Annotated in this window: 1 pseudogene; it reads left to right on the top strand. The window is 59.6% G+C overall.

The window, feature by feature from the left end:
- Positions 1-332: pseudogene (locus tag AC0L3A_RS41055) on the top strand (ISNCY family transposase); the annotation flags it as partial.

The raw sequence follows: 332 nt of genomic DNA, 5'->3' as shown, positions 1-332 counted from the left end.
CTCGAAGCGGCTGCTTTGCTGGCTCAGCTTTACCGTTCGGCCCGCTTGTTCGTGAACTTTTTCCAGCCGTCGTTCAATTGATACGAAAGGAGCGCGACGGAGCGCGTGTCCACAAAACGTATAGCGCCCCCGCGACCCCACATCAGCGGCTGGTTGCCGAAGCAAGAACACCTGATGCCGTTCGCGCCAGCGTCAATGAAATATATGCCCGCCTGGATCCGGTCGCCTTACTGCGCGATATCCGAGCCATGCAGGAGAAGTTGGCCAGTCTCACCGCCGCCGCCCCAGCAAGCCATCCAACTGCGGCGCCACCGATCGAACAGTTTTTGTCG

It is taken from the genome of Bradyrhizobium sp. MI1.3 (assembly GCF_055811695.1).
This window is presented reverse-complemented; position numbering and strand designations above follow the sequence as displayed.